16 protein-coding genes are annotated in these 15,878 nt (G+C 41.7%); all 16 read left to right on the top strand.

Annotation, left to right across the window (positions count from 1 at the left end):
* Positions 1–116: 116 nt before the first annotated feature.
* The 16 genes from NHH16_RS01455 to fabZ all read left to right on the top strand — a co-directional run bounded on the left by NHH16_RS01455 (position 117) and on the right by fabZ (position 15,875).
* A complete protein-coding gene (locus NHH16_RS01455) occupies positions 117–707 on the top strand; it encodes a restriction endonuclease subunit S domain-containing protein (RefSeq protein ID WP_262067819.1) in 591 nt (196 codons plus the stop codon).
* Complete coding sequence (locus tag NHH16_RS01450) at positions 700–3,771, top strand: type I restriction endonuclease subunit R (RefSeq protein WP_262067818.1); 3,072 nt, start codon at positions 700–702, stop codon at positions 3,769–3,771. Before NHH16_RS01455 ends, NHH16_RS01450 begins: the two co-directional genes overlap by 8 nt.
* A 96-nt stretch (positions 3,772–3,867) precedes the next feature.
* A complete protein-coding gene (locus NHH16_RS01445; RefSeq protein WP_262067817.1) occupies positions 3,868–5,088 on the top strand; it encodes a restriction endonuclease subunit S in 1,221 nt (406 codons plus the stop codon).
* Positions 5,089–5,101: 13 nt separating this feature from the next.
* Complete coding sequence (gene fic, locus NHH16_RS01440; RefSeq protein ID WP_262067816.1) at positions 5,102–5,719, top strand: protein adenylyltransferase Fic; 618 nt, start codon at positions 5,102–5,104, stop codon at positions 5,717–5,719.
* A gap of 15 nt (positions 5,720–5,734) precedes the next feature.
* Complete coding sequence (locus tag NHH16_RS01435; protein ID WP_262067948.1) at positions 5,735–6,247, top strand: restriction endonuclease subunit S; 513 nt, start codon at positions 5,735–5,737, stop codon at positions 6,245–6,247.
* Between the two features lie 86 nt (positions 6,248–6,333).
* Complete coding sequence (locus NHH16_RS01430; RefSeq protein ID WP_262067815.1) at positions 6,334–6,951, top strand: DUF6088 family protein; 618 nt, start codon at positions 6,334–6,336, stop codon at positions 6,949–6,951.
* Entirely contained in the window at positions 6,948–7,949 is a 1,002-nt protein-coding gene (locus NHH16_RS01425; RefSeq protein WP_262067814.1) for a nucleotidyl transferase AbiEii/AbiGii toxin family protein, read from the top strand. The genes NHH16_RS01430 and NHH16_RS01425 overlap by 4 nt, the downstream gene beginning before the upstream one ends.
* Positions 7,950–8,101: 152 nt before the next feature.
* Complete coding sequence (locus tag NHH16_RS01420) at positions 8,102–9,721, top strand: type I restriction-modification system subunit M (RefSeq protein WP_262067813.1); 1,620 nt, start codon at positions 8,102–8,104, stop codon at positions 9,719–9,721.
* Between the two features lie 142 nt (positions 9,722–9,863).
* On the top strand, positions 9,864–10,841 hold the full coding sequence (locus NHH16_RS01415; RefSeq protein ID WP_262067812.1) for a beta-ketoacyl-ACP synthase III: 978 nt from the start codon (positions 9,864–9,866) through the stop codon (positions 10,839–10,841).
* Between the two features lie 61 nt (positions 10,842–10,902).
* Positions 10,903–11,127 carry an acyl carrier protein gene (gene acpP / locus NHH16_RS01410; RefSeq protein ID WP_262067811.1) on the top strand — a complete coding sequence of 75 codons (225 nt, stop codon included), beginning with the start codon at positions 10,903–10,905 and terminating at the stop codon, positions 11,125–11,127.
* Between the two features lie 30 nt (positions 11,128–11,157).
* Positions 11,158–12,096, top strand: coding sequence for an enoyl-[acyl-carrier-protein] reductase FabK (gene fabK, locus NHH16_RS01405; protein ID WP_262067810.1), 939 nt, complete (start codon positions 11,158–11,160; stop codon positions 12,094–12,096).
* On the top strand, positions 12,089–12,997 hold the full coding sequence (fabD, locus tag NHH16_RS01400; RefSeq protein ID WP_262067809.1) for an ACP S-malonyltransferase: 909 nt from the start codon (positions 12,089–12,091) through the stop codon (positions 12,995–12,997). Before fabK ends, fabD begins: the two co-directional genes overlap by 8 nt.
* Positions 12,990–13,724 (top strand): 3-oxoacyl-[acyl-carrier-protein] reductase, encoded by a 735-nt coding sequence (fabG, locus tag NHH16_RS01395; protein WP_262067808.1) that lies wholly within the window; start codon positions 12,990–12,992, stop codon positions 13,722–13,724. Before fabD ends, fabG begins: the two co-directional genes overlap by 8 nt.
* Positions 13,725–13,751: 27 nt before the next feature.
* Entirely contained in the window at positions 13,752–14,990 is a 1,239-nt protein-coding gene (gene fabF / locus NHH16_RS01390; RefSeq protein WP_262067807.1) for a beta-ketoacyl-ACP synthase II, read from the top strand.
* A 14-nt stretch (positions 14,991–15,004) separates the two neighbouring features.
* The gene (gene accB / locus NHH16_RS01385; RefSeq protein WP_262067806.1) at positions 15,005–15,433 is read left to right on the top strand and encodes an acetyl-CoA carboxylase biotin carboxyl carrier protein; all 429 of its coding nucleotides are present in this window, start codon (positions 15,005–15,007) and stop codon (positions 15,431–15,433) included.
* Between the two features lie 13 nt (positions 15,434–15,446).
* Positions 15,447–15,875 carry a 3-hydroxyacyl-ACP dehydratase FabZ gene (gene fabZ, locus NHH16_RS01380; RefSeq protein ID WP_262067805.1) on the top strand — a complete coding sequence of 143 codons (429 nt, stop codon included), beginning with the start codon at positions 15,447–15,449 and terminating at the stop codon, positions 15,873–15,875.
* Positions 15,876–15,878: the final 3 nt, after the last annotated feature.

The raw sequence follows: 15,878 nt of genomic DNA, 5'->3' as shown, positions 1-15,878 counted from the left end.
TGAAATATTTAAAAATTACATAAAATCGCTTGACGGAGGCGAAAATAAGAGTTAGAATTACATCAAAAGAAATATAGAGTTATTTCAAAAAATACAAAAAGAAAGGAGGAGACGCTATGGAGAAAAGAAAGCTTGGTTCATTTGTAACCTTTATACCTGGTATTAATCCCACAAGAGCTGAGAATCAAATTGAAATGAAAAATATTATTTACTATGACCAAGCAGCTTTTGAGAGCGACTTTAACTACGAAAACAAGGTTAACGAAGAGAAAACCACGGGTATGATTAATAAAGGAATCGCTCTAGAAGCTGGTGATGTTGTGATTAGTAATTCGCTACAGATGGCAACTATTGTTGGAGAAGGTAACGCAGGTAAGGTTCCTTCACTCAATTTCACGAAAGTAGAGTTTAGGAGCAATGCCCTTGATAAGCAGTATTTTGTCTATCTCTTCAATGTTTACTCAGGAGTGAAACGTCAAAAAGAGAAGGGATTGCAAGGAAATGGTGCCATTTTACGAATACCAATCAAAGAATTAACGCAAATCGTGATTCCAGTTGTGCCCATTGAACAACAGAAAAAAATAGGAAGTTCTTATAATAAGACTCTTAGGATAAAAAGTAAGTTAAATAAGTATACGGAGTTAATGGAACAGTTTGCCTACTCGGTTCTAGAAGAAAATTTGAAGGAGAAAAGACAAGATGAGTGAATACAAGAGTAAATCTGAATTGGACTTTGAACGTGAGGTTATTGACTACTTAACTCAGATAGGTGGTGTTAAGCAGTGGGAGTATTTGGATAAAATTAGAACCACAGAACAGTTGTGGTCTAATTTTAAAAGAATCTTAGAACAGAATAACCGTGCTCGCATAGACGGCCAACTATCTGACACCGAGTTTGGACAGGTAAAAAAAGTTATTACTAGCATAGATTCTCCCTACCATGCAGGCCAATTTCTTTATGGGGTAAATGGAGTTTCCGAGATTGAAGTGGATCTTGACAATGGGAAACACGTATTCCTAACCGTATTTGACCAAGCGCAGGTCGGTGGCGGAAACACCGTTTATCAAGTTGTAAATCAAATTGAGCGACCCAAAGTAGTCGATGGCAAAAAGAATCGCCGCTTTGACGTAACCCTACTTATTAATGGATTGCCAATTATTCAGATTGAATTAAAGAAAGCCCTTCACACGACGACAGAGTCGCTAAATCAAATGGAGCAATATATTGCCGAAAAGCAATATAGCGGCATTTTTGCAACTTTACAAATATTAATTGCGATGACACCTTATGACATTCGCTATATGGCGAATACAAAAATCGAGAGTTTCAATCGTGCATTTGCCTTTAATTGGCAAAACGAAGATGATGCAAGACCTGTCCGTTCATGGAAGACTTTTGCTGACAAAGTGCTCTCAATCCCCATGGCTCATGACTTGGCAACACGATACATGGTTCTTGACGGCACAAAAAATAAGGAAAGTATTAAAGTTATGCGGCCATATCAGGTCTACGCAACAAAGCGAGTACTTGATAAGGTGAGCAAATTTGATTTCAACTACAACGAAGGAAAACTAGGATACATTTGGCATACTACCGGTAGTGGAAAGACTATTACCAGCTTTAAAACAGCATGGCTCGCTAGTCGTTTATCTAATGTAGATAAAGTGGTGTTCTTAGTTGACCGTATTGCGTTAACCAATCAAACAGCAGATGCTTATATGGCTTATGATCCGGTTGCCGGCTTTGCTGGCAAAACAGGAGTGGTTGGTGAGACCGCAAATATATCAGACTTACACCGGAAACTCACTAAAAAGAGTGATAAAAATATTATCGTAACTAGCATCCAAAAAATGTCTCGTTATGTTGCTCGTGAGAATTTCAAAAAGCTAAATGAGAATATTCTCTTTATCGTGGATGAAGCCCATCGATCGACTGGTGACGGCAGTGAAAACGAGGGAATGCTTGAAAGCATCCGCAACGCTATACCGAATTCGGCATGGGTTGGTTATACGGGAACACCAAAGTTTCCAGCTACTCGGGAGATCTTTGGTAATATTCTTCACGCATATACTATTAAAGAAGCAATTGCAGACAAGAATGTGCTTGGTTTTAATGTGGAATTCAAGAATACCATCGAAGCGCCAGAAGATCCTACGGAAGAGGACATTGATGATAATATTAAAGGAAGTGTTTATGATACGAGTCCAGAGCATGTTGAGCTAGTTGTTAAAGATATATTTGATAACTGGAAAGAACGTTCAAACAATGGGAAATATAACGCCTTGTTTACGGTCCATGTTGGGGGCAACAAAGCTTCGACGCCAAGAGCTATGGAGTATTTTGACAAGTTCGAAGAAATGAATGCAAAACGGGCAAAGGAAGAACGTCTCAAAGTTGCGGTTAGTTTCTCAGCTGATACTTCAAATGGCAATCACCAATTAAAGACGAATGAAAATTTGCACCGCGCCATTAATAGCTATAATAAGCTTTTTGGTACGGATTGGGATATGAGTACAGTTAAGCAATACACAGAGGACGTGACTCGTCGGTTGAATAAAACTGCGGATGATAGAAACTACCTTGATTTAGTGATTGTTGTGGATCAGTTGCTTACAGGCTTTGATGCGCCGGAACTTAATACGCTTTATATCGATCGCACCCTAAAAGGGGGGAATTTGATTCAGGCCTACTCTCGTACCAATCGGATGCATGATTATCAGGCGAAGCCTCAAGGAAATGTTGTGAATTATCGCTGGCCCGTTCAAAATGAGTTGGAGATGAATAAATCCTTTTATATATATTCTAACCGGGATTCGGCTAGCGAGCAGGAAGAGTTACCTCTAGAGAAACTAAAAGAAGATAATAAGAATGCAGGAATTCTTTCTAGACCTTTTAGCGAAGTTCAAAGCCAGATGCAAGAAGTGGTGCAGGAACTTGGAGAATTGACAAACGACTTTATTCAAGTGCCCCCTAGTGAAAGAGACCAGGAAGAGGCTTTTAATCGACTAGGTGATTATAATCGTCTACTTAGTCAGTTGAAGCAATATACTGAGGATGATAATAAGAATCCCATATCGGCCTATGATAATCCGGAAGAATTCTATCAGCGTATCGGTATTACAGAAGAACAAGAAGTGATTTTGACAACGGTAATTGCCGAGGAACTCAAAAGGTACCAGGCAGAAAGAGAGAATATTGATATTTCCCAAGTGAACTTAGCGATGGTTCATATCCATGATGTTATGATAAACTATGATTATCTCATTGATCTAATTGCTAAAATGGCAGATGAAGTGCACGCAGATGAAATGGATAAGGCCCAGAAAACTTTTGCAGATATTAACATGGAAATTGCGAAGTCAGATAATGAGAAGGAAAAAGTCAAGGTACGCAATTTCGTAGATAAGATTATCACCAAGGAGTTCGTATTTGATAGTTATCCAGCACCACGTAATGTGGAAAAGATGAATCAAGCGATGGATAAATCTCAAAAAGATACTAATATTAAGTTAGTAACAGAATTTGTTCGTAAGTGGGGTATTGATAATAGTGTGAAACCTAAGGAGGTTGATGAGCTTATTAAGAAGCATCGACTAGGACAGGAAGACATGGATAAGCAAAATGAGTTGACGACGATTATGAATGAGGCGCGCTCTGATTACAAGGAGATTGCAGCCGCAGAAGTAGCTGCGTTATCTTGGGTTAAATATCGAATCGAATTCCGTAAGGCATTTTATGACTTGGCTGATGAAATCAAGAAGGGTGAGTGATTGCGGTCAGACAGTCTTCGTTAGGATCCGTTATAAAAAAATCAGTATATGCAAAATGTGCGTGTAAATAAGCCAAGATAGGGAGGATAGAGCAAAATGGACATAAAAAAAACAAAAGAACCTGCCATTAGATTCAAAGGTTTTACTGGAAATTGGGAACAGCGTAAGCTATCTGATATCGCGACATTTATCAATGGACGAGCATATAAGCAACAAGAATTATTAGAGTTTGGTAAATACCCTGTTCTGCGCGTTGGTAATTTCGGGACAAATAATCAATGGTATTATTCTGATTTAGAACTTGATGATAAGTTTTATGCGAATAATGGAGATTTGCTTTATACGTGGGCCACTGCGTTCGGACCGCATATTTGGGATGGTAAAAAAGTCATTTACCACTATCACATATGGAAAATAGAGCTATCGGAACATTTAGACAGAGATTATGCATTACAACTTCTCGAGTCGGATAAAGCAAAACTCCTAGCAAATACAAATGGTAGCACAATGATTCATGTTACTAAAAATGAAATGGAATCTAAGATGGTTTCAGTTTCATCAATCGAAGAGCAAAGATTGATAGGAATTTTTTTGAAAGAACTAGACCACCTTATCACCCTTCATCAGCGTGAGTTAGATTTAATGAAGCAGCAAAAAAAATCTTTGCTCTCGAAAATGTTTCCTAAAAATGGGGCGGAGTTTCCGGAGCTTCGATTTATTGGATATACTAATCCTTGGGAACAGCGTAAGTTGGGGGAACTGATGGAAATCACATCATTAAAACGTATTCATCAATCAGATTGGACAAACTCGGGTGTGAGATTTTTAAGGGCGAGAGATATAGTTGCAGAATCAAAAAAGGAAGAAGTTACTGAGCCGTTATTTATTTCGCAAGAAAAATATGATGAATATAGTGCTTTGTCGGGCAAGGCGAAAATAGGAGATCTACTTGTTACTGGCGTTGGAACTATTGGTGTCCCGATGCTTATAAATAGCGAAGAACCGCTATATTTCAAGGATGGTAATATCATATGGTTTAAAAACGAGGATGCAATAGATGGCAGTTTTTTTTATCATTCTTTCAACGGTGATAGTATTCAAAAATTTATAAGGGAATCAACTGGCACTGGGACAGTTGGAACATACACCATCGAAAGCGGGAAAAAAACACCGTTATATTTACCTCATCAAAAAGAGGAGCAGGTAAAAATCGGCACATTCTTCTCCCGCCTCGACAACCTTATCACCCTTCATCAGCGTAAGTTGGAAACATTAAAAAGTATAAAAAAATCATTTCTTGCAAAAATGTTCGTCTAAGAGGAGGAAGCATATGGCATTGGAGAATAAGTTAGGGATAACAGATTCAGTAGAACTTGCTCGTGTAGAAGAGAAGTTGAGCAAGAAAAAAGCGCTTGAAATATTCGAGTATAAGTTGTTAGACACCTTTGAGATAGGAACATTTAAGGGTCTTTCTGAGATTCATAAGTACTTGTTTGATGAAATATATGAGTTTGCAGGGAAGATAAGAACAGTAAATATTGCAAAGAGCGGATTCCGCTTTGCACCAGTCATGTATTTGGAGACTGCGCTTCAAAATATTGGAGTTATGCCGCAAGCGAATTATGATGAAATTATTGAGAAATATGTGGAGATGAATGTAGCACATCCTTTCAGAGAGGGAAATGGCAGAAGCACTAGAATTTGGCTAGATGCAATTTTAAAAAAGGAGCTTCGCAAGGTGGTTGATTGGAGCAAGGTAGATAAAGACGATTATCTGCTAGCAATGGAGCGTAGCCCCATAAAAGATGTGGAAATAAAAATCCTTCTTCAGGCGGCGTTGACAGATAAAATTGATGATCGAGAGGTTTATATGAAGGGTATTGATGCCAGTTATCACTATGAGGGTTACAATGTTTTTATGACAGAGAAATTGAGCGACGAGAAGTGATGAAAACCTTTTCCGATAGTTTGGGAACAGCGTAAGTTGGGAAATGTGGCTCCCTTGCAAAGGGGATTTGATCTCCCAAAAGAAAGTATGTCTAGTGGAGAATTTCCGGTTGTTATGTCAAATGGTATAAATGGATATCACAATGAGTATAAGATTAAAGGGCCAGGTGTTGTAACAGGGAGATCTGGCACTATAGGAAATGTCCACTATATAGAGAAGGACTATTGGCCTCACAATACAACATTGTGGGTTACTGACTTTAAAGGCAACAATCAAACATTCATCTTTTTTTTATATCAACAACTCGATTTAAGCCGATTTGGAACAGGTAGTGGTGTGCCGACTTTGAATCGCAATGATGTACACACAGAAGTTATTTCTATGCCAAATTTCGAGGAGCAAGCTAATATTGCGGAATATTTTCTTTGCCTAGACCACCTTATCACCCTTCATCAGCGTAAGGTGGAAAACCTAACAAAACTTAAGAAAACGCTGTTGCAGGATATGTTTTGTGAAGAACTCAAGTAGTTGAGCAATGTGAAAGTCAGTCAATAACACAATATTGATTTTCGTCAGAAATATGATACAATTAATCTGACGAAAGGCGGTGCTTTATGATAAGACCAAAATATTTAGAACAAATATCGCAGCGGATAGATAGTTTTGAAGTCGGGACAGCATTTACAGCAGTGGATTTTTTGGATATTGCCTCTACTGATGCTATTAATAAGGGGCTATCTCGTATAAATGAGGAAGGCAAAATTAGGAGAGTAATGCAAGGTGTATATGATATTCCTGAATACAGCAATGTTTTGAATGAATATAGTGTTCCTAGGATCGACAAAGTGGCAGAAGCTCAAGCAAGAAGATATAATTGGACGATTGCGCCTGCAGGGGATACAGCACTTAATATATTGCATTTGTCAACGCAGGTATCTAATAAATGGCATTATGTTAGTGATGGACCATACCGAAAGTATACTATAGGAAAATCTACACTTGAGTTTAGGCATGTTGCGAATCGTGAAATTGCCGGAATGAGTACTTCTACTATTATGGTCATTCAAGCATTTCGTGCACTTGGGAAGTATAATATTGGTGAAAAGGAGATAGGTAAATTACGAGAGGTTCTTACTAAAACGGACAAGAGTATTTTGATAAATGAGGCCAAAACATCAACAGCCTGGATATATGAGTTTGTGAAAAAAGTTAGTTGGGAGGATGCTAGATGATAAAAGTCGCTAATTTACCTACTGAAGAGAGGCGGATATTGTTTTTGAATACGGGTGAGAAAATCGGTATGCATCCCTCGATTGTCGAAAAAGACTTTTGGGTATGTTATATGTTGGGTTATCTTTTTGAGAGATGCCTATGGAAAGATTCGTTTGTGTTTAAGGGAGGTACAAGTCTTTCTAAAGCTTACCATGTTATTAACAGGTTCAGCGAGGATATTGACTTGATAATGGACTGGCGCCTCATCGATTATGATATAAATCAGCCATGGGAGATGCGGAGCAAGACCCAGCAAGACAAGCTTAACAAAAGGATGAATGTAGAAGCGGAAATTTTTTTAAAGGATATCTTCCTTCCGCAGTTAATTAGCGATTTACATAAGGAACTTAATACAGTGCCTCAAATCTGCATAGAAAAAGAAGGAAATGAGGCTATTGTAAATTTTGCTTATCCTCAGATAAATAGAGATATATATCTGCGACCGGAGATACGCATGGAGATAGGACCACTTGCGGAATGGACACCATCTCATTTTCAAAATGTAAAATCTTTTGTGGCAGAGCAATATAGTGACGTGTTTGATGCTCCAGAAGCTGCAGTTAGAACAGTCGACATTGAGAGAACCTTTTGGGAGAAAATAACTATATTACATAAAGTGGCAAATAGGCAGGGAGGCAAGTCAGTTCCGCATAGATATGCAAGGCATTATTATGATGTTTTTTGTATGTGCAAAACAGATATAAAGCAGAGGGCGCTAGATAAGAAGGAGCTTTTAGCGCAGGATATAGCTTTTAAGTCAAAGTTTTATTACTCGAAAGGTGCCGCGTATGAAACGGCTAAAATTGGCACACTACAATTACTTCCGAATGAGGATGGCATTCGTCAATTAGCAGATGATTATGAACATATGAAAAATATGATATACGGAGAAATACCGCATTTTTCTAATATTGTTAAATCTCTGAGGTTGCTAGAGGAAGAAATAAACAAATCATGAGAATAGTGACATGCCAGCTTGAAGCACACCAAATCGGAGCATATAAAGTAGGTAAACCACTTCATCAGCGTAAGCTAAAATTGCTGAAAACCATTAAAAAAATCGCTATTAAAAGCAATGTTTTTATATAAATAACAAAGGAGAAAAAATATATGAGTAATGCAACAGAGATTACCACAAAACTATGGGCTATGGCCAATAAACTACGAGGAACAATGGATGCTAGCGAGTATAAGAACTATATTTTACCCTTTATGTTCTATCGCTATCTATCAGAGAATCAAGATAATTACCTGGAAGATAATCATTTAGAAGAATTCTACACGGTGGCAGATGCAGAAGAGCGAGAAGAATATTTGGAAGAGATCAGTCGTGGGCTCGGTTATGCCATTATTCCGGAATACACATGGGATAAATTAGTTTCGAAAATTGAACATCACAAAATTAAAGCCAGTGATTTTCAGGATATGTTTGATCATTTTAACGCTAATGCCAAACGCAATCCTACAGCTGAAGCAGATTTTGCAGAGGTATTCTCCGATGTTAATCTAGGGGATACCCGTCTAGGAACGAGCACGAATGAGCGGGCTAAAGCGTTAAATGATATTGTTTTAATGATTAACGAGTTTAATTTTAAAGACGAGTCAGGACAGGATATTTTAGGGGATGTCTATGAGTATCTAATTGGCCAATTTGCTGCCAATGCTGGCAAGAAAGGCGGCGAGTTCTATACGCCCCATGAAGTTAGCCAAATTTTAGCTAAAGTCGTTACTAGCGACGCTAAAGACTGTAATGAACAGTTTCGGGTATATGACCCCACAATGGGTTCAGGCTCACTTTTGCTTACCGTTCAGAAGGAGCTTCCGAACGGCGATAAAGAAGGTAGTGTTGATTTTTACGGACAAGAGCTAAATACCACGACTTATAACTTGGCTCGCATGAATCTAATGATGCACGGTGTAAACTATAAAAACATGGAACTAAGACGCGCCGACACTTTAGATGCCGACTGGCCTTTTGCCGAGAAAGATGGAATTCAGACCCCGTTAAAGTTTGATGCGGTGGTGGCTAATCCCCCTTATTCTCAGAAATGGGATATAAAGAATATTGATCGGGAGAAGGATGTTCGCTTTAAGGGCTTTGGCGTAGCGCCAGCTTCAAAGGCAGACTATGCATTTGTTCTTCACGGTTTGTATCACCTAGATAAGACGGGAACGATGGCGATTGTATTGCCCCATGGCGTTCTGTTTCGCGGAGCTTCTGAGGGTAGAATCCGTCAGAATATCATTAATGAAAACTTGCTTGATGCGGTCATCGGCTTACCGGCAAATCTTTTCTATGGAACAAGCATCCCTACGTGTGTCCTAGTATTTAAAGGGCGGGAAGCTCGTGGTGAGTGCAAGGACATTTTATTTATAGATGCTTCGGCTGAGTTTGAAAAGGGTAAAAACCAAAATAAATTGACGAAGGAAAACATCGACAAGATTATTGAGACTTTCCATAATCGTAGCGATGTTGAGAAGTATGCACATGTGGCAGGGATAGAAGAGATTAAGGAAAATGACTACAATCTTAATATCCCTCGTTATGTGGACACCTTTGAAGAAGAGGAAGTTGTTCCCTTGCCGGAAATAGCGAAGGAGTTAAAGGAAGTTCGTGAGGAAATTCAAACGACTACGGCAGAACTATATAAACTCATGGGAGAATTAGAAGGGACATCAGATGAAGCAAAGGCGGAGCTACAAAGTTTTATGGAACTTTTAAAAATGTAGTCGACGACTGTTAAACAAAGCGTATTAACCGATTAAATCCTGGCTTAGGCTGGGATTTTTTTGTTGACAGATTTTTCTCTTGTGATATACTTTGATAGTCAAACTAATTTAAAATCAAAGTATCTATAGACGAGGAAATGAGATGACAGGAAAGATAATCGGTACCGGTTCTTATGCACCGGCCTATATAATGGATAACAATGAATTAGCAACCTATGTAGAGACTTCCGATGAGTGGATCAGGGAGCGAACAGGGGTTGCGAGAAGACATATCGCTGGTGAAGAGACGGTATCTTCGATGGCAGCAGCGGCAGCGAAAGCGGCACTAGCAGATGCGAAGGTGGAGGCAGCGGAGATTGAACTGATTATCTTGGCGACGAATTCACCAGACGCCTTGATTCCGGCCTGCTCTTGCCTAGTACAAAGAGAAATCGGCGCAGTGAATGCGGTCTGTTTTGACATAACGGCAGCGTGCACCGGTTTTGTGCTAGCTTATAACACCGCTCAGGCTTACATTGCTTCTGGGTTATATAAGAAGATTCTTATTATCGGAAGTGAGACGTTGTCTAATATTATTGATTGGAGCGATAGAGGAAGTTGCATTCTCTTTGGCGATGGGGCAGGTGCCGCAGTTGTTGGTGCTAGCGAGGGAACTTATTATACACCGGTTGCCCATACCGACGGAAGTAAGGCAGAAGCTTTGACACTGACGAATCGCTTTGTGGGAAATAGTATTACAAAGAAGCAGGAGACGACTTATACTAGTCCAGAGTTCTTTATGCAGATGGACGGGCAAGCGGTGTTTAAGTTTGCCGTTTCGAAAGTAACAGAGGTCATCGGTGAGGTGCTAGAAAAGAACAATCGGCGACCAGAAGAGATTGATTACTTTATTTTACACCAAGCCAATCAGCGGATTGTGGAGGCGATATCAAGACGGATGAAACAGCCGATTGAGAAATATCCGATGAATTTAATGGATTACGGCAACACTTCAAGTGCTAGTATTCCGATTATCTTAAGTGAACTAGGCCGGGATGGCACGCTAAAGCCAGGTGATAGAATCGTGATTGCCGGTTTTGGTGGCGGGCTAACTTGGGGTGCGAGTATTATTGAATGGTAACCACGCCGTACGCGGCGATGTTATATAAATCTTATTTTCAAAATAAAAGGAGAATGGAACTATGTTAGAAAAATTAAAAGAAATGATCGCAGAGAACTTAGGAGTTGACGCAGCAGACGTAACGGAGACTTCAAATTTTAAAGAGGATTTGGGTGCGGATTCTTTGGACTTATTTGAGCTAGTGATGGCGATGGAAGAAGAATTCGGCGTGGAAATTCCTACCGAGGATTTAGAAAAAATCGCAACCGTAGGTGATGTAATTGAGTATATCAACGCTCATAAATAATTAGTAAGTTATAAGAAAGGGCAAAAGTTTATGAAAACGGAAGTGACAAAAATATTAGGAATCGAATATCCAATTATTCAAGGAGGAATGGCTTGGGTGGCTGAGTATCACTTAGCTGCCGCTGTTTCTAATGCTGGCGGCCTCGGGTTAATTGGCGCCGCTAGCGCTCCGGCGGATTGGGTAAGAGAGCAAGTCCGGGAAGCAAAAAAGCTGACGGACAAACCTTTTGGGGTAAACATTATGCTAATGAGTCCTTATGCCGATGAAGTGGCAAAAGTGATTGTAGAAGAAGGTGTCCCAGTGGTTACCACCGGTGCAGGAACTCCGGAGAAGTATATGGAGATGTGGAAAGCTGCCGGCATTAAGGTGATTCCTGTAGTTGCTTCCGTCGCTTTTGCTAAGAGAATGGAAAGAGCTGGTGCGGACTGCGTTGTCGCCGAAGGTAGCGAAGCCGGTGGTCATATCGGCGAAAGCACGACCATGGTACTTGTTCCTCAGATTGTGGATGCCGTTAATATTCCAGTAATTGCCGCTGGCGGTATCGCTGATGGTAGAGGGATGGCAGCTGCTTATATGCTAGGAGCAAAGGGCATGCAGTTAGGGACTCATTTCGTGGTTACCGATGAAGCTCAGGTCCACGATAATTACAAAGAGAGAATCATTAAAGCCAAGGATATCGATTCCCGAGTGACGGGAAGAAGTACGGGTCATCCAGTCCGGGCTTTGCGAAATGAGATGACGAAGAAATACATTGACTTAGAAAATAATGGTGCAAGTTTTGAAGAACTTGAATTACTTACCCTAGGTGGCCTTAGAAAAGCGGTGGTCGATGGGGATATAAAAGCCGGCAGCGTAATGGCCGGTCAGATTGCGGGAATGGTGAAAGAACGCATGTCTTGTCAGGAGCTGATTCAGAAGCTGGTTAAAGAAACAGATGATTTAATCGGAGGGATGGGCTTTTATGAGTAAAATTGCTTTTATATATCCGGGACAAGGTGCCCAAGCAATCGGGATGGGGAAAGATTTTTATGACCGCAGCGAGGCGGCGAAAAAGATTTATGAAGAGTCCTCAGCTGCTTGTGGACTAGATCTTGCGTCCCTTTGTTTTAACGATAATGACAAGCTAGATATTACCGAGTATACCCAGCCAGCGATGGTGGCAACGTGTCTGGCGATGACAGCGGTCTTTATGGAACAGACTGGGATACGCCCAGATGTCTGTGCTGGTCTTAGCCTGGGGGAATACGCGGCTATTGCTACCTGCGGGGCCCTAAGTGCTCAGCAAGCGGTAGCCTTGGTTCGCAAAAGAGGAATACTAATGGAGCATGCCGTTCCTACGGGAGAGGGTGCTATGAGCGCCGTTATCGGTATGGAAGCCGAAGGGATTGCTGCGATTACAGAGACCATCGGCGGGGTTAGTATTGCTAACTATAACTGTCCAGGGCAGATAGTGATTACAGGAGAAAAGGCAGCAGTAGAAGCAGCGGGTATTGCTCTAAAAGAGGCGGGAGCGAGAAGGGTTTTGCCGCTTAAAGTAAGTGGCCCTTTTCATTCGCCGATGCTAAAAGGGGCTGGCGCGGAGCTTAGGAAAGAGCTGGAATCAGTGGCTTTTGATAAGCTGGAAATTCCCTATATTACGAATGTTACGGCTGACTATGTAGAGGATAGCAGTGAGATTAAGGAACTACTCGTTAGCCAGATTAGCTCGTCTGTTTGCTGGGAGCAATCCATGAAAAGGCTAATTGCTGATGGGGTAGAGACCTTTATTGAGATTGGTCCAGGAAAGACTTTGAGTGGTTTCCTAAGAAAAATAGATAAGAGCGTAAAGGTGAGAAATATCTCGAAGTGGGAGGATTTGCAGAATGAGTAAAGTGGCAGTAGTAACTGGGGGCGCTAGAGGAATTGGAAAAGCGATTGCCAGACGCCTTGCTAGTGATGGCATGAAAGTAATCATCAATTATAACGGTTCTGCCGATCAGGCGGAAGCTTTAAAAAAAGAGATTGAAGAAAACGGCGGCGAAGCTTCCACGTATCAGTGTAACGTCGCTGATTTTACCGCCTGTGAAGCGTTTATTAGCGAGGTGATTAAAACCGAAGGTAGCTTAGATGTGCTGGTTAATAACGCAGGGATTACTCGAGACAATCTGTTGATGAAGATGTCGGAAGCGGATTTTGATGAGGTTATCAATACCAATTTAAAAGGAGCCTTTAATACGACCCGCTTTACCGTTCGTCAGATGCTAAAGCAAAGAAGCGGCCGAATTATCAACATCTCTTCCGTGGTGGGTGAAACAGGGAATGCGGGACAGGCCAACTATGCGGCTTCAAAAGCAGGGGTTATCGGGCTGACGAAAGCAACGGCGAGAGAAGTCGCTAGTAGAGGGATCCTCGTTAACGCCGTAGCTCCAGGATTTATCAGCACCGATATGACGGAGGAATTATCCGATAAAGTAAAAGAAGCCACCTTATCCCAGATCCCTTTAGGGACTTATGGTAGCCCTGAAGATGTGGCTGGCGTGATTTCTTTTTTAGCAGCAGACGAGACAAAGTATATAACCGGTCAAGTCCTTAATGTAGACGGCGGCATGGTGATCTAGAGGAATCTGGAGATAGGAGAAAAAAGGATGAAGAAAAGAGTAGTGGTAACTGGGCTAGGAGCCGTAACACCTATCGGAAATAACGTGGAAGAATTCTGGTCTGGCATTCGTGCAGGCAAAGTGGGGATTGAGGAGATCACCCGCTTTGATACAACCGATTATAAAGTAAAGTTAGCCGGAGAGGTGAAGGGCTTTGTAGCGAAAGAGCATATGGATTTTAAGATGGCAAAAAGGATGGACTTATTCGCTCAGTATGCCGTCTGTGCAGCTCTAGAGGCTCTTAAAGATTCGGGAATTGAAATCGAAAAGGAAGACCCGTACCGGGCTGGTGTGATCGTGGGTTCGGGAATTGGCTCCTTACAGGAGCTAGAGAGAAGCTATCAGAAGCTAAAGGATAGAGGCCCGTCAAGGGTCAACCCGCTACTAGTACCGATGATGATTTCTAATATGGCTGCCGGTAACGTCTCCATTGCCACCGGATTTAAAGGCAAGTGCACCAACGTGGTAACCGCTTGTGCCACAGGGACTCACTCTATCGGAGACGCATACAGGGCGATTCAATATGGCGATATGGACTTTGGTCTAGCAGGTGGCGCAGAAGCGTCGATTTGTGAAATTGGTACCGCCGGTTTTCAGGCGCTTACGGCTCTTTCCACCAACCCTGATAAGGAGACAGCTTCTAGACCTTTTGATAAAGACCGTGATGGCTTTGTTATGGGCGAAGGCGCTGGGGTGGTGATGCTGGAAGAATTAGAGCATGCTAAGAAAAGAGGGGCAAAAATCTACGCGGAGATTGCCGGTTATGGGGCGACTGCGGATGCCTTTCACATTACCTCACCGGCAGAGGACGGTGCTGGGGCGGCGAAAGCCATGGAAATTGCGATTAAGGAAGGCGATTTGGTACCAGCGGATATTGATTATATCAATGCCCACGGAACCAGCACACCGCTTAATGACAAATTCGAAACCCGGGCGATTAAGCTGGCCTTTGGCGAGGCCGCAAAAGACGTGGTTATCAACTCCACCAAGTCCATGATTGGCCATCTTCTTGGCGCCGCTGGCGGAGTGGAATTTATCACCTGCGTGAAGTCCATTGAGGAGGGCTTTATCCATCAGACAGTGGGAAGTGTAGAGCCTGAAGAAGAACTAGATTTAAACTATGCAATTGACGGTCCAGTTGAGAAGGAAGTGAAGAATGTATTGACAAATTCCTTGGGATTTGGTGGTCATAACGCGACCTTGCTACTGAAGAAGTACGAAGGTTAAACGAGGAGAAGATTATGAAGCAAGAGCATATTTTAGAACTGATAAAAGCAGTATCGGCATCAAATTTGCAGACGTTTAAATACGAAGAGAGCGAAACCAAATTAGTATTATCGAAGCAAAAAGGTAGTCAGGTTAGCGTCTCCAGCGTTGAGGCAGTACCAGTAGAAGCCGTACCAGTGGTCGCTCCGGAAAGCGCTGCCGAAGTTTCAGGAAAGGTGGTAACCTCTCCCCTTGTAGGGACCTTCTACGCTGCTCCTGGTGAAGAGGAGCCACCCTTTGTAAAGGTAGGGGATACCGTTAATAAAGGCCAGACGCTAGCAATTGTCGAAGCCATGAAGCTGATGAACGAAATCGAAAGCGATTACCAAGGGGTTATTGCCGAGGTACTAGTGGAAAACGGTGAGATGGTGGAGTATGGCCAACCGCTATTTAGAATAAGCTAAGGAGGAGAGGACGATGAAGCATTTAGGAATTGAGGAAATTCAGGAGATTATTCCTCATAGACATCCCTTTTTACTACTGGATTATATTGAAGACTACGAACCAGGAGAATACGCTGTGGGATATAAGTGCGTATCTTACCGAGAGGAATTTTTTGCAGGACACTTTCCCCAGGAACCGGTTATGCCAGGGGTATTAACGATTGAAGCCCTAGCCCAAGCGGGGGCGGTGGCGATTCTTTCCAAAGAAGAGAATAAAGGGAAAATCGCTTACTTTGGCGGCATTAACAAATGCAAGTTTAAAGGCAAGATTATTCCCGGCGATAAGATTCGCCTAGAGACGAGAATCATTAAGCAAAAAGGCCCTGTGGGAATTGGCGAAGCCAAGGCCTCAGTGGACGGGAAAGTAGTTGTGAGCGGGGAATTAACCTTTATGGTTGGATAGGAC

The organism is Ohessyouella blattaphilus, from assembly GCF_024721265.1.
Lineage (GTDB): Bacteria > Bacillota > Clostridia > Lachnospirales > Lachnospiraceae > Aequitasia > Aequitasia blattaphilus_A.
The sequence above is the reverse complement of the archived record's forward strand: the minus strand, read 5'-3'. Positions and strand labels throughout refer to the sequence as shown.